The organism is Streptomyces sp. NPDC002537 (genome assembly GCF_053594975.1).
Window position 1 is genome coordinate 33,935 of the sequence record NZ_JBSFWT010000027.1, and the last position, 18,568, is coordinate 52,502.

Below are 18,568 nucleotides of genomic sequence, written 5' to 3' on the forward strand. Positions count from 1 at the left end.
ACCGCTAAGCACGCCCCCATGAGAACACCCATACGTCCGAGGGCGGCCGTCGCCGTCGCCGCCCTCCTCGCCGTGTTCGCCGGGCCCGTCGGCAGCGCCCACGGCAGCGCCCACGGTGAGGACCCGCCCGCCCGGACGACCGTCGGCGGCGTCACCGGCTTCGCGGCGGACGGCGCGGCCGCGTACCGCCTGAGCGCCGGGCAGGCGCGGGCCCGGGTCACCTTCGTCTCCCCGGAGACGTTCCGCATCGAACTCGCCCCCGACGGAACCTTCACCGAGCCGACCGGCAAGGACATCGTGCTGCCGCGCGGCGGCCCCCCGCCCCGCACCCGCTGGCGGGACAAGGGCGACCGCTACGAGCTGAGCACCTCGGCGGTCACCCTGCGCGCGTACAAGTCCCCGCTGCGCTTCGCGCTCCACCGGGCCGACGGCACCCGCGTATGGTCCGAGACCAAGGGCCTGAGCTGGGACAAGGACAGCACGACGCAGACCCTCGCCCGCGGGGCCGACGAGCAGTTCTACGGGGCCGGGATGCAGAACGGCCGCGGCAACACCTCGCACCGGGGCAGGACGGTCGAGGTGGGCGTCGACTACAACTGGGACGACGGGGGCCACCCCAACTCGGTGCCCTACTACCTCTCCTCCGCGGGCTACGGCGTCTTCCGGAACACCTACGCCCCCGGCACGTACACCTTCGGCGCCCCGGTCACGACCACCGAGAAGGAACGGCGCTTCGACGCCTACTACTTCGCCGGCCCCACGGCCAAGGACGTCATCGGCCAGTACACCAGGCTGACCGGCCGCCCCTTCCTGCCACCGGTGTACGGGCTGGAGATCGGCGACTCCGACTGCTACCTGCACAACGCCAACCGCGGCGAACGGCACACCCTGGACGCCCTCAAGGTGGCCGACGGCTACACGGCCGCCGACATGCCGAACGGCTGGATGCTCGTCAACGACGGCTACGGCTGCGGCTACGAGAACCTGCCGGACGTGAGCAAGGGCCTCGGCGAGCACAGGACGAAGATGGGCCTGTGGACCCAGGACGGCCTGGCGAAACTCGCCGACCAGGTCAAGGCGGGCCAGCGGGTCGCCAAACTGGACGTCGCCTGGGTCGGCGACGGCTACAAGTTCGCCCTCGACGGCTGCAAGGACGCCTACAAGGGCATCGAGGACAACAGCGACGCCCGCGGCTTCACCTGGGCGCCGGAGAGCTGGTCGGGCGCGCAGCGCTGCGGGGTCCAGTGGTCGGGCGACCAGAAGGGCTCCTGGGAGTACATCCGCTGGCAGATCCCCACGTACGCGGGCGCGACCGTGTCCGGACTCGCCTACACCACGGGCGACGTCGACGGCATCTTCGGCGGCAGCCCCAAGACGTACGTCCGCGACCTGCAGTGGAAGGCGTTCCTGCCCGCCGTGATGACGATGGACGGCTGGGCACCGAGCGACAAACAGCCCTTCCGGTACGGCGACCCGTACACGTCCGTCAACCGGAAGTACCTGAAGCTCAAGGAGTCGCTGCTGCCCTACATGTACACCTACGCGGCGGAGGCCACCCGCACGGGCGTCGGCCCGGTCCGCCCGCTGGCCCTGGAGTACCCGGACGATCCCAAGGCGGCTTCCGACGCCGCCAAGTACGAGTTCCTCTCCGGTGAGTCCTTCCTCGTGGCACCCGTCTACGAGGACTCCGAGGTCCGCAACGGCATCTACCTCCCCAAGGGCACCTGGACCGACTACTGGACCGGCCGCACCTACGAGGGCCCGAGGACGCTGGACGGCTACCGGGCGCCGCTCGACACCCTGCCGTTGTTCGTGAAGTCCGGGGCCAACATCCCGATGTGGCCAGGCATCCGCTCGTACGAGGACCGCACCCCCGACTCCCCCCTGGCCTGGGACATCTACCCCAAGGGCACCTCTTCCTTCACCCTCTACGAGGACGACGGCGTCACCCGCGCCCACCGCGGGGGCGCGTACGCCCAGCAGACCCTGACGACCCGGGCGGCGCGCGACGGCGTAACCCTCGAAGTGGGCGCCTCCAAGGGCGACTTCCGGGGCAAGCAGACGGCTCGCCCGTACGAGTTCACGATCCACACCAAGTCCGCTCCGCGGACCGTGACCCTCGACGGCCATGTGCTGCCCCAGGGCGAAGGCTGGCGCTACGACCCCTCCGACCGCGGCGGGGTCGTCCACGTCAGGACGGGGACCCTGCCGACGGACCGGGCGTTCACGGTCGCGCTGCGGGACTGACGAACGAAATGTTTGTGCTGGTGCCGTCCGTGGGCGGCACCAGCACAAACGTGAGGAGTCGGCAGCACTATGCGCGCGCGATGGCGAGCATGTGCGAGCTGGCGGCCAGAAGATCCGGATACCCGTCCGCCAGTCGCGCGGCGGCCAGTGCCGCGTTGACCATCGGTGAGTCGACGAGCCGGTCCCCGGTGTGCTGCTCGGTGGCTTTGAGCCCCGTTCAGCCGTCGGCCAGGAGCAGTCCGGCTTCAGTGGCAGCGATGGCGAGGGCTTGGCCGAGGGCTTCGGTGCGGCGTCCGCCTGCGTTGGCGACGGGGCCGCGTCCGCCGGAGCCGCCGCCGACAGTGCGGGCGGCGTCGGTGAGGATCTGGCTGGCCTCGGCGCCTTCCTGGTGGAGGCTGTGCGAGATCGCGGCGACGATCAGGGCCTTGCCGTTGTGCTCGGTGCCGAGGATGACGACGGCGGGGCCTCGGTGGATACGGCCGACCGCGTCGGTGGCCAGGCCGCGCAGTTCGTTCGGGGCGATGCCGGTGACGCGCTGGGCGACGATCCAGCCACGCCCGGACGGTTCGGCCTGGTCGGCGAACAGGGCGGCCTGGTGCCGCAGTTCTTCGGCCCGCAGCGTCGACAGCTGTTCCTGGGCCGTGGCGAGCGCCTGGAGACGCTTGCGCAGGGCGTCGGGGGCATCGGTGGGCCGGGTGGTGCCGAGCAGGCCGGCGAGTTCGTTCAGCAGGCGGCGTTCGGTGTCGAGGTGGCGGAGGGTGTCGTGGCCGGTGAGGGCTTCGACACGGCGGAGGTTGGAGCCGATCGAGGACTCGCTGAGCAGGCGGAAGGTGCCGACCTGGGAGCCGTGGGCGACGTGGGTGCCGCCGCAGAGTTCGCGGGAGAAGTCACCGATGTCGACGATGCGGACGGTGTCGCCGTACTTCTCTCCGAACAGGGCGATGGCGCCTGCGGCCTCGGCTTCGGCGCGGTCGGCGTGCCAGGCCCGCACTTCCGGGTCGTCGAGAACGTGGCCGTTGACGACGGTCTCGATCTGGGCGAGCTGGTCGGGGTTGAGGGCGGAGAAGTGGGCGAAGTCGAAGCGGAGCCGGTCCGGCTCGACCAGTGAGCCCTGCTGGGCGGCGTGGTCGCCCAGGGCCGCGCGGACGACGGCGTGGAGGATGTGGGTGGCCGAGTGCGACCGCATCAGGCCCTTGCGCCTGTCGGCGTCCACGGACGCCTCACCGCCGTCCCCCGTACGGATCTCGCCTTCCAGGACGCGCGCGGTGTGAACGCGGAAGCCTTCCAGGCCGTAGCGGGTGTCGGTGATCCGTAGCAGAGTGCCGTTGCTGGTGCGGAGCGTGCCTGTGTCGCCGATCTGACCGCCGGCCTCGGCGTAGAACGGTGAGCGGTCCAGGACCAGTTCGACCTCGGCGCCTTCGGGGGCGGTGGTGACGACGGTCCCTTCGGAGATCAGGCCCTTCACCGTGGTCCCGGCGGTGAGGTGGTCGTATCCGAGGAACTCGGTGCGCGGCAGTTGCGCGGCCAGCTCACGGTAGGTGTCCATCTTCCGCAGGGCCTCGGTGGTCTTGGCCTTGCCTCCGGCCTTCGCGCGCCTCTTCTGTTCCTCCAGCAGCACGGCGAACCGGTCCTCATCAACGGTCAGGCCGGCGTCACGGGCGGCCTCGACGGTGAGTTCGAGGGGGAAGCCGAAGGTGTCGGCCAGCTCGAAGGCGGTCTCTCCTGGCAGGGCGGCCGACCGGCTCTCACGGGTGCGGGCGATCGCGGCGTCCAGCAGCCGGGTTCCCTGGGCCAGGGTGCGGGTGAAGGACTCCTCTTCGGCGGTGACGACCTGCTCGATCAGGGTGGCCTGGGCGGCCAGCTCCGGCCAGACGTCACCCAGATTGGTGATCACGCTGGCGGTGGCGGCAGGGAGGACCGGCCCGGCGATGCCCAGGAGGCGGGCGTGGCGGATCGCCCGGCGCATCAGGCGCCGCAGGACGTAGCCGCGGCCGTCCTTGGCGGGCAGGACGCCGTCCGCGATGAGGAAGGCCATGGAGCGGGCGTGCTCGGTGACGACCTGGAAGGAGACCTTCTCCTCGCCCTGGCCGGGGTACTCGCGGCCGGCCAGGTTCTGGACGGTGTCCATGGTGGGGAGCAGCAGGTCGGTGGTGCAGACGTTCTCGGCGTCCTGGAGGATCGCGGCGAGGCGGTCCAGACCGAGGCCGGTGTCGATGCTTTTGTTGGCGAGTTCGCCGAGGATGGGGAAGTTGCCCTTCTTGTCGCCTTCGCCTCGCTGGAACTGCATGAAGACCAGGTTCCAGATCTCCACGTAGCGTTCGCCGTCGACGGCGGGGCCGCCTTCCTTGCCGAAGGCGGGGCCGCGGTCGTAGTTGACCTCCGAGCAGGGGCCGCAGGGGCCGGGGACGCCCATGGACCAGTAGTTGTCCTCCATGCCCAGGCGCTGGATGCGGGAGGCGGGGACGCCGATGCGGCGCCAGAGGTGCTCGGCCTCGTCGTCGTCCTCGTAGACGGTGATCCAGAGCTTGTCCTTCTCCAGCCCATAGCCCTGGGTGAGGAGTTCCCAGGCGAAGGCGATGGCGTCTTCCTTGAAGTAGTCGCCGAAGGAGAAGTTGCCCATCATCTCGAAGAACGTGGCGTGCCGGTTGGTGCGGCCGACGTTGTCGATGTCGGAGGTCCTGGCGCACTTCTGGATGCTGGTGGCGCGGGGGAAGGCGGGCGGGGTCTCGCCGAGGAAGTAGGGCTTGAACTGGTTCATCCCGGCGTTGGCGAGCAGCAGGGTGGGGTCGTCCGGGATCAGCGGACTGGACGGGACCTGCTGGTGGCCGCGGGAGGTGAAGAAGTCGGTGAAAGTGCTGCGGATCTGCATCGAGCGCATGGCGGCATGGCCTCACGGAAGAGTCGTGAAAGGTGGGGGAAGATCACACGCCGAGCCGGGCCGAGAACAGGGACTGAGAGGGTTCTCAGTTCTCCAGCTCGACGCAGATAGCTCGCGCCCCCACGGTGAACACCATGACTCCAGATCCATCGCACACAGGGTGGTGCAGCAGACACGTGGGTCTGCTGCACCACCGACTGTAGCGGGTGCGGAGTCAAGATCGCTCAGCTAAATGCAGTCATCACCCGCTGTGGGGCCCGCCCGGAGGGAATCAGGTCGAGCAGGCCGGGGCCGATCTGAGCCGGGTTCGTCAGCACCACCGGACAGCCAGCTTCGGTGAGGGCACGGCGGCCTGCGTATCCCCACCCGGCTCCAGCGAAAGCGGCCCCGGCCTGGAACGCGGCCCACCGGTCGGTGAGGGTGTCGCCGACGAAGAGCGCCGCGCGGGGTGTGGCGCCGAGACGGGCCAGGGCCAGGAGGATGCCGTCGGGGGCGGGCTTGGGCTCGGCGTCCTCGCGGCAGATGGTGGTGTCCATCAGCTCGAAAACCTCCGGCGGCAGGAGCCAGGGCAGGCGACCTCTGGTCTGGAGGGTGACCAGGCCGACAGCAGCCCCGGCCGCCCGCAGCGCAGAGATTCCTTCCACGGTTCCAGGGAACAGCGCGGTGCCAGCAGCGGTGGCCAAGGCCGGATCCCACCAGATCTCGCACAGCTCGTCCGGGTTCGGGACGCCGAGCGCGGACAGAACCTCGACGCGCGGGGTGGTGATCGCGTCCGGCGGCAGGTCCGCAACCGTGACGCGGCGCCCGAGCGCAGCGGTGGCGACCCCGGCCAGGGTGGCCAGCATCGCGGCTCGGCTGTCCAGCAGCACCCCGTCCAGGTCGAACAGCACGACGGGCTTCATGACACCGCCCCGGCCGACGCAGGCAGGTCGCTTTCGCGCAGCAGCGAACCGAGGGCGATGCCGTGCTCGTCCAGCAGGACCTTGCCACCCAGCGGCCGCTCCAAGATGCAGAGCGCGTCGGAGACGTGGCCTCCAGCGACCCTCAGAGCATGGGCCATGGCCAGCAGCTGGCTGCCGGAGCGGACTACATCATCGATCAGGACGACGCGGCGGCCTCCCACCTGTGTGCCTTCGATCTGCTGCTGTGAGCCGTAGCGTTTGGGCATTCGCCGCAGGAAGGCGGCCGGCAGGCCGGTGGCCGCCGACAGGGCGACGACCAGTGGGATGCCACCGAGCTCGACACCGGCCAGCACCTCGGCCCCGGCGGGGACCAAGGCGTGCATCGCCTTGGCGACGTCGTGCAGCAGCTGAGGGTCGCTGGCGAGCCGGAACTCGTCGAAGTACGAATCCAGTACCTGGCCGTCAGCGAGGGTGAAGGGGCCGTCCACGCAGGCGACGGCGATCCGGGCCGACATGGCAGCCGTGATGTTCGTGGTCCTGGTCATGCTTTCCCCTTTGCGGACGGGGACAGGTGAGCGAGTTCGGTGGCAAACAGCGTCGCCGAAGCGATGGGGGTGAGGAATCCCAGGGGCCTGGTGGGCGACTCGAAGAGCCAGTTCTCCCGCTTGAGGAATGCCAGCAGGCGAAGGGCGGTGGGGCCGGTGAGCCAGACCGGGACGGGGCGGATGTTGCCCGCGTAGTAGACGGCGGCGGTCAGTTCGTGCAGGGTGCCGATGCCACCGCCCATCGCGACGACGAGGTCCGCGCGAGCGAGGTAGTGGTTCAGGCGGGCGCCGAGGTCGGGCAGGTGGACTTCCCCGGTGATGTGCGGGTTGAAGTCGCCCCACTCAGGGTGCTTGTCCTTCAGGGTGACCGCGATCGCCTGGCCGCCCTTGGAGGCGGCGCCGCGGGCGGCGGCCTCCATCAGCCCGTTGTAGCCGCCGTGCAGAAGCGTGAACCCGGCCCCGGCCAGGGCCATGCCGATCTCCTCGGCCATCCGCTCTTCGTCCTCGGACGCGGGGACGACCCCGCCGAAGAACACCGCCGTCTTGCCCGTCGCCTCCGGTGTCGGTGTCATGCCAGCTCCAGGTAGGTCCGGTACGCGGTGACGGCGTCGTGCAGGCCGTCCAACGCACTGGGGCAGGCCCGCTTCGTCAACGCGATCACCCGGTCCAGCGCGGCGTCGACGTCCGCCGCGTCCGGGACGGCCGGGGAGGTGACCGCCATCTCCAGGTCGGCCAGGCAGGCCCGGCCGATCGGGGTGAGTGCGATCTCCTCCCGCAGCTGGTACCAGCCCCAGAACCGGGAGGCGGGGGCGAGGGCGGTCTTGATGAGGTCCTTGGTCGCAGTGTGCAGCAGGTGCCACTCGGCGTACGCGATGAACCGCTGACCGCGCTGGATGCGCTTGTGCAGCAGCACCGCCAGCACCAGGTGCTCGATCAGTAGCTCGGTGCACGACTTCGGCCGCGCCCTCTGCTCGGCAACGCATTCCCTGGCCTGGCGGATCTGCGAGGTGGTCGTCTCCGACGGCGCACGTTCGAACAGGATCGTGCTGGCGACGCGGCGGCGGATCGTGGGGACCTGCGACGCGGGGGCCAGGTACAGATCGATCTGGTGCAGTTTCCCGTCGTGCGGGACCAGGAAGACGAACCCGATCCCGCCCAGGTCCACGACGATGCTGTCCCGCCAGCCGGGCAGCAAGGCTCCGGCCTCGACGGCCATCAGGTCGTCCAGGGCCGAAATGAAGGTGGGCAGCGCGTCGTCGCGGATGCCGACGAGGAGGTCAACGTCCGAGAGCCGGTCCGCGGTGCCGGAGGCGAGCGAGCCGCGAACCAGCAGGTGGGTCACCGCCGGGGAGGTGGCCAGCAGTTCGGCGGTGCGGGTGACCAGCGGCAGCTGCGCCGGCCGGTTGGCCTCGGCGAGTTCGGCCAGCCGCAGGTCGGGCGGGGCGGTGATGAGCGTGGCGGGCATGCGCAGTCCTTCCAGGAAGGGGTGCAGCGGTTGAAGGGACCGTTCGCGTGTTCAGGTGGTGAGCGCGAGGAGCTTGGTCTTCGCCTGGGCCCAGCGGGTGCTGGATTCGGTGTCGCCGAGGCAGGTGTGCAACTCGGCGATCAGGTCGTACGTGGTGCCCTCGGGCAGGGCGAAGGAGTAGAACAGGCGCAGCAGCAACCGTTCGGCCGCCTCGATGTAGCCGAGGTCGGCCAGTCGCCGGGCGGCGGCGAGCCGGTCCGCCAGCACTGTCTGGGAGGCCTCCGGCAGCACCTCGGCGTCCGGTGCCTCCAACTCGGCCGGTCCGGCCAGGTTCCGATAGGCATCGTCCGCGTAGACGTCGGCGATCAGGTGGATCCGCTCCGGTCCCAGGAGGTTGCAGACCCCGTGCGTGAAGGTCGGGGTGAGCCGCCAGATCCGCCCGCCGGACATGTGGACCTTCGTGCCCCCGGTGACCAGGAAAGCGGAGGGGTTGGTGTGCAGCGGGATGTGCAGGCGGTGCCGCTCGGCGTGGGTGAGCTCGTCGTAGTCGCGGTGCTCCCAGAGGAACGCGTTCGCCTCCAGTCGGGCGAGCCGTACCCACATGTAGGAGAGACTCAGCTCGGCCAGCAGTTCGGCCGTGGCGGGCATCTGCTCCAGCAAGGCGGTGGGTTTCGCGGTGCAGTCGGTGATCGTGACGTCGGCCGCCTTGCCGGAGGCGTTCATCAGCGACGTCGTCCACCAGCCGCCCGACTGGTAGTCGCCGTACTCGGCCTTCCAGGGCGCCGGCGCGGTCAGGGCCTCGTGCCGCAGCCGCTCGACCCGGGCCGGCTCCAGCCTCACCAGCTGGGCGATCTGATCGGACAGCGCCCCAGTGGACGGGTGATCCCTCATCATTTCTCTCTCACGTCTCATCGCCCCCGCCCAGTGGGCAGGGGGGGCGGTGCAGGTTGGGGGTGGAGGGCGCTCGCGTCCGGCCGGTGTCCTCGCCTTGCTCTAGGGGGAGCCCAGCCGGTGGGGAGGTGCGTCGGCCGGACGCGGCGCCTGGGCATCAGACTGGTCCGGCCGCGTTTGCGCTGGTAGTGAGAGGTGCCCGCCCCTCATAGGCGGCGCTGTCGCCCGTTGCGGGCGGTCGGACCGCCCGCAACGGGAAGGTTTGGCCAGTGCAGGGGTTAGGCAAGCAATCTTCGGCGGCGCGTCCGGGACCTTGGTCCGCGCCCGGCGGGGGAGGCCAACGTGACAGGCACGACACCGAGCAGTCCGGTCCATGACGTCTCCTGCGGGAAGCGCCTGCGGGAACGCGCACTCGGCCGGGCTGGTTCGCCCGAGGTGGTGCCACCCGAGCTGGTCGCGGCCATCGCGGTAGAGATCGAGGCCCACTGCGGGCACCACCGCCTCAAGTGCCGCCGCCTGGCCATGGCCTGGACCGTCGTCCAGGCAGTGGAGGCCGTCCATGATCTCGTCGAACGCGAACAGCTCTCCAAGGTCGGTCTGGCCGAGCGGTCGTGGAAGGACTGGGAGGCCGGCCATCCGCCCAGTGCGGACTATCAGGACCTGCTGTGCCGCCTGTTCACCACCAACCCCGTGCAGTTGGGCTTCGCCAACGACTACTCACCGAGGTCCACTGATCCACTTTGGGGCGGGCCCAAGGCGAGTGCGACACTCCCCGCAGGGCAGGCAAGTGCCAGCGGAACCAGCCCGAACACCGGGGCGGAGGTGGACGAGACGAAGCGCCGTGACGCGGTGAAACTCGCCGGACTGGCCCTGGCCGCACCGGCAGCCGCCGCACTCATCCTGGAACAAGCGGCCGCCGAGGCCATGGAGTTCACTCGCCAGGCAGAGGCGACCGCCCTCGGCTCCGGCACCCTCGATCATTTGGATCTGGCTGTCACTGAGTTCAACCACGCCTACTCGCTCAAGCCCCCGCATCTGGTGTTCGACGCCGTGCTGGATTACCGCCGCAAAGTCGACGCCATGCTGCGGGGCAACCACACCCATCGGCAGGGCCGCGAGCTGTTCGCCTTCGCCGGCTGGCTCTCCGAACTCCTGGCGTGGCTGGCTCACGACCTCGGCGACGCCCGCGCCGGCCTGGCGTTCGCCGCCGATGCCTTCACCCACGGCCGGCAGGCCGGGCACGGGCAGCTGTGCGCGTGGGCGATGGACGCCGCAGCCTCCATCAACCTCTACCAGCACCGCCCCGCCAAGGCCCGCCAAGCCGCTCTCAAAGGCCTCACCGAGGCCCCGGCCGACCACCCGCTGACCGTACGGCTGCACGCCCAGGCAGCCCGCGCAGCCGCCGCCGACGGCGATGCCGACGGGTTCACCACGGCCTTCCAGGCCGCTGAGGACGCCTATCGGCTGCTGCCTCCCCGCCCGCTCCGGCGCTTCGGCATGGACATCGCACCACTGGCCGAGTACGCGCTCACCTCGTATCCGGCGACCGCCTGCATCTGGCTCGGCCAGGCCGAGGCAGCCCGCGGCCATGCCGAGCACGCGCTGGCCGTCTACGAATCGGCGCCCGCGGCCTCCCGTTCGCCCAGCCGTGAAGCCATCGCCCGCATCGACCTCGCGCTTGCCCATGCCCAGCTCGGCGACCCCGACGACGCCGTGGTCCTCGGGCACCAGGCCCTGGACTCCGCCCGCGTCGTGGACTCCGTCCTGGGCCGGGCCGGCGACCTGGCGGCCTTCCTCACCCGTTGCTATCCCCGGCAGCCCGCTGTGGAGGGCCTGCGCGAGCGCCTCACCGCCGCAGCTCCGGCCGCCCGCTCCGCGCTACCCACCGTCCAGTGAAGGAGAGACCCGCATGGCCGAGCCGGATGCCGACGAACGCGTGATCAACATCCGCAAGCCCTACCTGGAACTGATCGCCGAAGGCCGCAAGACCATCGAGGTCCGCGTCGGATACCCCAGCATGCGCAAGCTCACCCCGGGCCAAGTGCTGCGGTTCACCTCATGCGACACCTCCGTCCGCACCCGCGTCACCAAGGTCAACCAGTACCCGTCCTTCGAGGCCATGCTGGACGCCGAGGACAACGCCACGATCGGCAGCGAGGACATGACGCGGGACGACCTGCTGTCCGCCTGCCGCAACATCTACCCACCCGAAAAGGAAGCCCTCGGCGTCCTCGCCATCCACCTCCAGCTCTTCCCCGACTGAAGCGCCACCGCGCACAGTTCACCGTGTCCCCGCTCACAGCCACATGCCGAAGGGCTGGGGCGGGACATCTACAGCTCCCTGTTTCTGAAGGCGGCCGCGTCGCTGGAGACCCTGGTCCGGATGCCGTGCCTGAAGGGAATTGACCGAGGCCGAGGGCTGAAAGGCCCCCGGCCGGTGGTCCTCACCGCGCGTTGAAGTACTTCGCCTCCGGATGGTGGATGACGATCGCGTCCGTCGACTGCTCCGGGTGCAGCTGGAATTCCTCCGAGAGGTGGACGCCGATGCGCTCCGGCTCCAGGAGGGTCGCGATCTTGCCGCGGTCCTCCAGGTCGGGGCAGGCGCCGTAGCCGAGGGAGAAGCGGGCGCCGCGGTACTTCAGGGCGAACATGTCCTCGACGTCGGCCGGGTCCTCGCCGCCGAAGCCCAGCTCGGCGCGGACGCGCGCGTGCCAGTACTCGGCGAGGGCCTCGGCCAACTGGACGGAGAGGCCGTGGAGTTCGAGGTAGTCGCGGTAGGAGTCGGAGGCGAACAGTTCGGCCGTGGCCTCGCCGATGCGGGAGCCGACGGTGACGACCTGGAGGCCCACGACGTCGGTCTCGCCGGACTCCTCGGGGCGGAAGAAGTCCGCGAGGCACAGCCGGCGGCCGCGGCGCTGGCGCGGGAAGGTGAAGCGGGTGCGCTCGGTGCCGTCCTCGTGCAGGAGGATCAGGTCGTCGCCCTTGGAGACGCACGGGAAGTAGCCGTGGACGACGGCCGCTTCGAGGAGGTTCTCCGTGTGGAGCTTGTCGAGCCAGCCGCGCAGCCGGGGGCGGCCCTCGGTCTCGACGAGCTCCTCGTACGTCGGGCCGCCGGTGCGGGCCTGCTTGAGGCCCCACTGGCCCTTGAAGAGCGCGCCCTCGTCCAGCCAGGAGGCGTAGTCCTTCAGGCCGATGCCCTTGACGACCCGGGTGCCCCAGAACGGCGGCTCGGGCACGGGGTTGTCGGTCGCGACATCGGAGCGCACGGAACCCTCCGGCTCCTCGACGACCGCCACCGCGGAAGCCCGCTTCGGCACCCGCCGCTGCTTCAGCTCCGGCAGCGCCGCGCCCGGCACCCCCCGCTTGACGGCGATCAGGGCGTCCATCAGCCGCAGGCCCTCGAAGGCGTCGCGGGCGTACCGCACCTCGCCCTCGTAGATCTCGTGCAGGTCCTGCTCGACGTAGGCGCGGGTGAGCGCGGCACCGCCGAGGATCACCGGGTAGTCGGCCGCCAGCTTGCGCTGGTTCAGCTCCTCCAGGTTCTCCTTCATGATCACGGTGGACTTCACCAGGAGGCCGGACATCCCGATGACGTCCGCCCGGTGCTCCTCCGCCGCCTCCAGGATCGCCGAGACGGGCTGCTTGATGCCGAGGTTGACGACGTTGTAGCCGTTGTTGGAGAGGATGATGTCGACGAGGTTCTTGCCGATGTCGTGGACGTCGCCGCGGACGGTGGCCAGCACGATGGTGCCCTTGCCCTCGGCGTCGCTCTTCTCCATGTGCGGTTCGAGGTGGGCGACCGCCGTCTTCATGACCTCCGCGGACTGGAGGACGAACGGCAGCTGCATCTGGCCGGAGCCGAACAGCTCGCCGACCACCTTCATGCCCTCGAGCAGGGTGTCGTTGACGATGTCGAGGGCCGGGCGGTCGCGCAGCGCCTCGTCGAGGTCGGCCTCCAGGCCGTTCTTCTCGCCGTCGATGATGCGCCGCCGGAGGCGCTCCTCCAGGGGCAGGGCCAGCAGCTCCTCCGCCTTGCCCGCCTTCATGGACTTGGTGGAGACGCCCTCGAAGAGCTCCATGAGCCGCTGCAGCGGGTCGTAGCCCTCGGTGCGCCGGTCGTGGATCAGGTCGAGGGCGACCTGCACCTGCTCCTCGTCCAGGCGCGCGATCGGCAGGATCTTGCTCGCGTGCACGATCGCCGAGTCCAGTCCGGCCTTGACGCACTCGTCGAGGAAGACGGAGTTCAGGACGACGCGGGCGGCCGGGTTGAGGCCGAAGGAGATGTTGGACAGACCCAGGGTCGTCTGCACCTCCGGGTGGCGGCGCTTGAGCTCGCGGATGGCCTCGATGGTGGCGATGCCGTCCTTGCGGGACTCCTCCTGGCCGGTGCAGATGGTGAAGGTGAGGCAGTCGATGAGGATGTCCGACTCATGCACCCCCCAGTTGCCGGTCAGGTCGGCGATCAGCCGCTCGGCGATGGCGACCTTGTTCTCGACGGTGCGGGCCTGGCCCTCCTCGTCGATGGTCAGCGCGATCAGCGCGGCGCCGTGCTCGACGGCCAGCGCCGTCACCTTGGCGAAGCGGGACTGGGGGCCGTCGCCGTCCTCGTAGTTGACGGAGTTGATCACGGCGCGCCCGCCGAGCTTCTCCAGGCCCGCGCGGATCACGTCGACCTCGGTGGAGTCCAGCACGATCGGGAGGGTGGACGCGGTCGCGAAGCGGCCCGCGAGCTCCTCCATGTCGGCGACGCCGTCGCGGCCGACGTAGTCGACGCACAGGTCGAGCAGGTGCGCGCCCTCGCGGATCTGGTCGCGGGCCATCTCCACGCAGTCGTCCCAGCGGCCGGCCAGCATCGCCTCGCGGAACTTCTTCGAGCCGTTGGCGTTGGTGCGCTCGCCGATCGCCAGGTACGAGGTGTCCTGACGGAAGGGCACGGTCTGGTAGAGCGAGGCGGCGCCGGGCTCGGGGCGCGGGGCGCGCTCGGTGGGCCGCATGCCGCGGACGCGCTCGACGACCTGGCGCAGGTGCTCGGGCGTGGTGCCGCAGCAGCCGCCGACCAGGGACAGCCCGTACTCCCGGACGAAGGTCTCGTGGGCGTCCGCCAGCTCGCCGGGGGAGAGCGGGTAGTGCGCGCCGTCCTTGCCCAGGACCGGCAGCCCGGCGTTGGGCATCGCGGAGACGCGGGTGCGGGCGTGCCGGGAGAGATACCGCAGGTGCTCGCTCATCTCGGCCGGGCCGGTGGCGCAGTTCAGCCCGATCATGTCGATGCCCAGCGGCTCCAGTGCGGTGAGCGCGGCGCCGATCTCGGAGCCGAGGAGCATGGTGCCGGTGGTCTCGACGGTGACCTGGACCAGCAGGGGCAGCTCGATGCCGGCCGCCGCCATCGCGCGCCGGGCGCCGATGACCGAGGCCTTGGTCTGCAGCAGGTCCTGGGTGGTCTCCACCAGGATCGCGTCGGCGCCGCCCGCGACGAGGCCCTCGACGTTCTGCTGGTAGGCGTCGCGCAGCCTGCCGAACGCGGCGTGGCCCAGGGTCGGCAGCTTGGTGCCGGGCCCGACCGAGCCCAGCACCCAGCGGGTGCGGCCGTCGCGGGCGGTGAAGTCGTCGGCGACCTCGCGGGCGATGCGGGCACCGGCCTCGGACAGTTCGAGGATGCGGTCGGCGACCTCGTACTCGCCGAGGGCGGCGAGGTTCGCGCCGAAGGTGTTGGTCTCCACGCAGTCGACGCCGACGGAGAAGTACGCCTCGTGGACCGAGCGCACGATGTCCGGGCGGGTCACGTTGAGGATCTCGTTGCAGCCCTCGAGCTGCTGGAAGTCGTCGAGACTCGGATCCTGCGCCTGGAGCATGGTGCCCATGGCCCCGTCGGCCACCACGACCCGGGAGGCGAGCGCCTCCCGCAGTTCGGAGGCTCGGGCGGTGCTTGCGGTCGATGGCGTGAACGAGGCCATGGAAGTGCTCCCGGGGTTGCGACGGCTGTCGGCTTTGCGCCTTCCGGCAGAAGGCGCACGCCGTCAGCGTAGCTGGCGGCTCCGCCGAAGGGAGGGGGGTCCACGGGTTGATACGGCGGCGATCGGGGCCTGACCAGGGCGTGCTTTCACTTTGATGATCATCCACCGACTCGCCGTCAGCTATCTATCGGTCGGCATCGGCCGATAGTGTTCAGCATTGCCGAACGGCATGTGAGGAGGTTGCGCGATGGCACGGACCATCCAGTCGCTCGAACGGGCGGCGGCGATGCTACGGCTGCTCGCGGGGGGCGAGCGACGGCTGGGGCTGTCGGATGTGGCCTCCGCGCTGGGGCTCGCGAAGGGGACCGCGCACGGCATTCTGCGGACCCTCCAGCAGGAGGGGTTCGTCGAGCAGGACCCGGCGTCCGGGCGTTATCAGCTCGGCGCGGAGCTGCTGCGGCTGGGCAACAGCTATCTGGACGTGCACGAGCTGCGCGCGCGGGCGCTGGTCTGGGCGGACGACCTGGCGCGGTCCAGCGGGGAGAGCGTCTACCTGGGCGTGCTCCACCAGCAGGGCGTGCTGATCATCCATCACGTCTTCCGGCCCGACGACAGCCGTCAGGTGCTGGAGGTCGGCGCGATGCAGCCGCTGCACAGCACCGCCCTGGGCAAGGTGCTCTCCGCCTACGACCCGGTGGCGCACAGCGAGGCGGCGGAGAGCGACCGCGAGGCGTTCACCCCGCACACCGTGACCGGACTGGCCGATTTCGAGGGTGTGCTGGACCTCACCCGGGCGCGAGGCTGGGCCTCGGACGTCGAGGAGACCTGGGCGGGCGTGGCCTCGGTGGCCGCCCCCATCCACGACCGCCGGCGGATGCCGGTGGGCGCGGTGGGGATCATGGGCGCCGTGGAGCGGGTGTGCGAGAGCGGCGAGCTGCGGGCCCAACTGGTCGCGGCCGTAAGGGACTGCGCCCGCGCGGTCTCCCGGGACCTGGGCGCCGGCCCGTTCTGACCGGCCGGCCCCGAGGGGGCGGCGGGCCGGGCGGGGCTTCGGGGGAGCGGTCCGCGGCCGTAGGTCGCGGTTCGGTTACCGGCGGGTATCGATCGGGTGTTTTCGGCCTATTGGTCGGGACTTTTCAGTCACGAAACCCTTGACGCGTCCTTGACCGTGCAGAAAACTGCCGTTCATCGGTCGGCATTGTCGAACACCTAACGACAATATTCGCTATGGTGGGCATTGCCGCGGGACCGATCACAGCCCTCTCGGAGGGCGCGGACCACCGGAGGGACCCGGGGTTCGCCTTCCCCTGGACGAAGGACAAAGGAGTCGCGGGTGTCCAGCTCCGACATCTTCATCGGTGAGACCATCGGCACCGCCGTGCTCATCCTGCTCGGCGGTGGCGTATGCGCCGCCGTCACCCTGAAGCGCTCGAAGGCGCTCAACGCGGGCTGGCTCGCCATCACATTCGGTTGGGGCTTCGCCGTCCTGACGGGCGCGTACATCGCCCACCCGTCCGGCGCGCACCTCAACCCGGCCGTCACCCTCGGTCTCGCCATCGACGGCGCCACCAAGTGGAGTGACGTACCTCTCTACATCGGCTCCCAGATGCTGGGCGCGATGATCGGCGCCACGCTGGTGTGGGTCACGTACTACGGACAGTTCCGGGCGCACCTGACCGACCCGGAGATCGTCGCCGCCACCACCGGCCACGAGGGGATAGTGGACAAGTCCGCCTCCCCGACCGCCGGTCCGGTGCTGGGCATCTTCTCCACGGGCCCCGAGGTCCGCAACGTCGTGCAGAACCTCGCCACGGAGATCATCGCCACCGCGGTGCTGGTGCTCGCGATCCTCACCCAGGGCCTCACCAAGGGCCTGGCCGTCAGCGGCACCGGCGTGCTGATGACCGCCTTCGTCGTGGTGGGCATCGGCCTCTCGCTCGGCGGCCCGACGGGCTACGCGATCAACCCCGCCCGTGACCTCGGTCCGCGTATCGTGCACGCGCTGCTGCCGCTGCCGAACAAGGGCGGCTCCGACTGGAGCTACGCCTGGATCCCGGTGGTCGGCCCGCTCGTCGGTGCCGCGCTCGCCGCAGGCATCCACAAGCTCGCGTACTGAGCACCCGCCGAGACCTTTGACTTCCAGGAGCACACGAGACATGACCACCACCGGCACCCACGGCCAGGGCCCGTTCATCGCGGCGATCGACCAGGGCACCACCTCCTCCCGCTGCATCGTCTTCGACCGCGACGGACGCATCGTCTCCGTCGACCAGAAGGAGCACGAGCAGATCTTCCCGAAGCCGGGCTGGGTCGAGCACGACGCGATGGAGATCTGGGCCAACGTCCAGCAGGTCGTGGCCGGCGCCGTCGAGAAGGCGGGCATCACCGCCTCCGACGTCAAGGCGATCGGCATCACCAACCAGCGTGAGACCACGCTGATGTGGGACAAGAACACCGGTCAGCCCGTCCACAACGCCATCGTCTGGCAGGACACCCGCACCGACGGCCTCTGCAAGGAGCTCGGGCGCAACGTCGGCCAGGACCGCTTCCGCCGCGAGACCGGCCTCCCGCTGGCCTCCTACTTCTCCGGCCCCAAGGTCCGCTGGCTGCTGGACAACGTCGAGGGCCTGCGCGAGCGCGCCGAGCGCGGCGACATCCTCTTCGGCACCATGGACTCCTGGGTCATCTGGAACCTCACGGGCGGTGTCGACGGCGGTCACCACGTCACCGACGTCACCAACGCCTCCCGCACCATGCTGATGAACCTCCGCTCCCTGGAGTGGGACGAGCGCATCCTCTCCTCCATGGAGATCCCGGCCGCCGTGCTGCCGGAGATCCGCTCCTCCGCCGAGGTCTACGGCACCGCCAAGGGCGGCGCGCTCGCCGGCGTGCCCGTCGCCTCCGCGCTCGGCGACCAGCAGGCGGCCCTCTTCGGCCAGACCTGCTTCGAGCAGGGCGAGGCCAAGTCCACCTACGGCACCGGCACCTTCATGCTGATGAACACCGGTGACGAGCCCGTCCAGTCGTACAACGGCCTGCTGACCACCGTCGGCTACCGCATCGGCGACCAGAAGCCGGTCTACGCGCTCGAGGGCTCCATCGCCGTCACCGGCTCCCTCGTGCAGTGGATGCGCGACCAGATGGGCCTCATCAAGAGCGCCGCCGAGATCGAGACGCTGGCCAGCTCCGTCGAGGACAACGGCGGCGCCTACTTCGTGCCGGCCTTCTCCGGCCTGTTCGCCCCCTACTGGCGCTCCGACGCGCGCGGTGTGATCGCGGGCCTGACCCGCTATGTCACCAAGGCGCACATCGCCCGCGCCGTGCTCGAGGCCACCGCCTGGCAGACCCGCGAGATCACCGACGCCATGACCAAGGACTCCGGCGTCGAGCTCACCGCGCTCAAGGTCGACGGCGGTATGACCTCCAACAACTTGCTGATGCAGACCCTCTCGGACTTCCTGGACGCCCCTGTGGTGCGCCCGATGGTCGCCGAGACGACCTGCCTCGGCGCTGCCTACGCCGCCGGCCTGGCCGTCGGCTTCTGGCCGGACACCGACGCGCTGCGCGCCAACTGGCGCCGGGCCGCCGAGTGGACCCCCCGCATGGACGCGGACACGCGTGACCGCGAGTACAAGAGCTGGCTCAAGGCCGTCGAGCGGACCATGGGCTGGATCGAGGACGAGGAGTAA

General features: G+C 70.3%; 13 protein-coding genes. 6 read left to right on the plus strand and 7 right to left on the minus strand.

The features are described 5' to 3' along the window. Nucleotides 1–18 precede the first annotated feature (18 nt). Nucleotides 19–2,247, plus strand: coding sequence for a glycoside hydrolase family 31 protein (locus ACWD4A_RS15065; RefSeq protein WP_451193881.1), 2,229 nt, complete (start codon nt 19–21; stop codon nt 2,245–2,247). A 217-nt stretch (nt 2,248–2,464) separates the two neighbouring features. Here the strand turns inward: ACWD4A_RS15065 and alaS are convergent, their stop codons facing one another. The 6 genes from alaS to ACWD4A_RS15095 form a co-directional block, all read right to left on the minus strand. Further along, the gene (gene alaS, locus ACWD4A_RS15070) at nt 2,465–5,125 is read right to left on the minus strand and encodes an alanine--tRNA ligase (RefSeq protein ID WP_451193883.1); all 2,661 of its coding nucleotides are present in this window, start codon (nt 5,123–5,125) and stop codon (nt 2,465–2,467) included. 224 nt (nt 5,126–5,349) lie between these two features. Continuing rightward, nucleotides 5,350–6,027: an HAD family hydrolase gene (locus tag ACWD4A_RS15075; protein ID WP_451193884.1), complete on the minus strand. Its 678-nt coding sequence runs from the start codon at nt 6,025–6,027 to the stop codon at nt 5,350–5,352. Next, nucleotides 6,024–6,572: an orotate phosphoribosyltransferase gene (locus ACWD4A_RS15080; protein ID WP_451193886.1), complete on the minus strand. Its 549-nt coding sequence runs from the start codon at nt 6,570–6,572 to the stop codon at nt 6,024–6,026. The genes ACWD4A_RS15075 and ACWD4A_RS15080 overlap by 4 nt, the downstream gene beginning before the upstream one ends. Further along, a complete protein-coding gene (locus ACWD4A_RS15085; protein ID WP_451193887.1) occupies nt 6,569–7,144 on the minus strand; it encodes an SLOG cluster 4 domain-containing protein in 576 nt (191 codons plus the stop codon). The genes ACWD4A_RS15080 and ACWD4A_RS15085 overlap by 4 nt, the downstream gene beginning before the upstream one ends. Then, on the minus strand, nt 7,141–8,037 hold the full coding sequence (locus ACWD4A_RS15090; RefSeq protein WP_451193889.1) for a nucleotidyltransferase domain-containing protein: 897 nt from the start codon (nt 8,035–8,037) through the stop codon (nt 7,141–7,143). The genes ACWD4A_RS15085 and ACWD4A_RS15090 overlap by 4 nt, the downstream gene beginning before the upstream one ends. Nucleotides 8,038–8,088: 51 nt before the next feature. Further along, a complete protein-coding gene (locus tag ACWD4A_RS15095) occupies nt 8,089–8,877 on the minus strand; it encodes an aspartyl/asparaginyl beta-hydroxylase domain-containing protein (protein WP_451193891.1) in 789 nt (262 codons plus the stop codon). Nucleotides 8,878–9,270: 393 nt separating this feature from the next. Here ACWD4A_RS15095 and ACWD4A_RS15100 point away from each other — a divergent pair, with 393 nt between their 5' ends. Further along, nucleotides 9,271–10,824 carry a tetratricopeptide repeat protein gene (locus ACWD4A_RS15100; protein WP_451193893.1) on the plus strand — a complete coding sequence of 518 codons (1,554 nt, stop codon included), beginning with the start codon at nt 9,271–9,273 and terminating at the stop codon, nt 10,822–10,824. Between the two features lie 13 nt (nt 10,825–10,837). Then, nucleotides 10,838–11,191 (plus strand): ASCH domain-containing protein, encoded by a 354-nt coding sequence (locus ACWD4A_RS15105; RefSeq protein ID WP_451193895.1) that lies wholly within the window; start codon nt 10,838–10,840, stop codon nt 11,189–11,191. Between the two features lie 181 nt (nt 11,192–11,372). Here ACWD4A_RS15105 and metH read toward each other — a convergent pair whose 3' ends face one another. Next, nucleotides 11,373–14,879 (minus strand): methionine synthase, encoded by a 3,507-nt coding sequence (gene metH, locus ACWD4A_RS15110; RefSeq protein WP_451193897.1) that lies wholly within the window; start codon nt 14,877–14,879, stop codon nt 11,373–11,375. A gap of 247 nt (nt 14,880–15,126) precedes the next feature. Between metH and ACWD4A_RS15115 the strand changes: the two genes are divergently transcribed. The 3 genes from ACWD4A_RS15115 to glpK all read left to right on the plus strand — a co-directional run bounded on the left by ACWD4A_RS15115 (nt 15,127) and on the right by glpK (nt 18,568). Beyond that, the gene (locus ACWD4A_RS15115; RefSeq protein WP_451193899.1) at nt 15,127–15,891 is read left to right on the plus strand and encodes an IclR family transcriptional regulator; all 765 of its coding nucleotides are present in this window, start codon (nt 15,127–15,129) and stop codon (nt 15,889–15,891) included. Between the two features lie 321 nt (nt 15,892–16,212). Further along, the gene (locus ACWD4A_RS15120; RefSeq protein ID WP_451193901.1) at nt 16,213–16,995 is read left to right on the plus strand and encodes an MIP/aquaporin family protein; all 783 of its coding nucleotides are present in this window, start codon (nt 16,213–16,215) and stop codon (nt 16,993–16,995) included. 40 nt (nt 16,996–17,035) lie between these two features. Further along, nucleotides 17,036–18,568 carry a glycerol kinase GlpK gene (gene glpK, locus ACWD4A_RS15125; RefSeq protein WP_451193903.1) on the plus strand — a complete coding sequence of 511 codons (1,533 nt, stop codon included), beginning with the start codon at nt 17,036–17,038 and terminating at the stop codon, nt 18,566–18,568.

Excerpts from the sequence above, each read along its gene's own strand:
- glpK (WP_451193903.1), top strand. The coding sequence starts at position 17,036 with ATGACCACCACCGGCACCCACGGCCAGGGCCCGTTCATCGCGGCGATC.
- ACWD4A_RS15085 (WP_451193887.1), bottom strand. The coding sequence starts at position 7,144 with ATGACACCGACACCGGAGGCGACGGGCAAGACGGCGGTGTTCTTCGGC.
- ACWD4A_RS15080 (WP_451193886.1), bottom strand. The coding sequence starts at position 6,572 with ATGACCAGGACCACGAACATCACGGCTGCCATGTCGGCCCGGATCGCC.
- alaS (WP_451193883.1), bottom strand. The coding sequence starts at position 5,125 with ATGCGCTCGATGCAGATCCGCAGCACTTTCACCGACTTCTTCACCTCC.
- metH (WP_451193897.1), bottom strand. The coding sequence starts at position 14,879 with ATGGCCTCGTTCACGCCATCGACCGCAAGCACCGCCCGAGCCTCCGAA.
- ACWD4A_RS15075 (WP_451193884.1), bottom strand. The coding sequence starts at position 6,027 with ATGAAGCCCGTCGTGCTGTTCGACCTGGACGGGGTGCTGCTGGACAGC.
- ACWD4A_RS15065 (WP_451193881.1), top strand. The coding sequence starts at position 19 with ATGAGAACACCCATACGTCCGAGGGCGGCCGTCGCCGTCGCCGCCCTC.
- ACWD4A_RS15090 (WP_451193889.1), bottom strand. The coding sequence starts at position 8,037 with ATGCCCGCCACGCTCATCACCGCCCCGCCCGACCTGCGGCTGGCCGAA.
- ACWD4A_RS15105 (WP_451193895.1), top strand. The coding sequence starts at position 10,838 with ATGGCCGAGCCGGATGCCGACGAACGCGTGATCAACATCCGCAAGCCC.
- ACWD4A_RS15115 (WP_451193899.1), top strand. The coding sequence starts at position 15,127 with ATGGCACGGACCATCCAGTCGCTCGAACGGGCGGCGGCGATGCTACGG.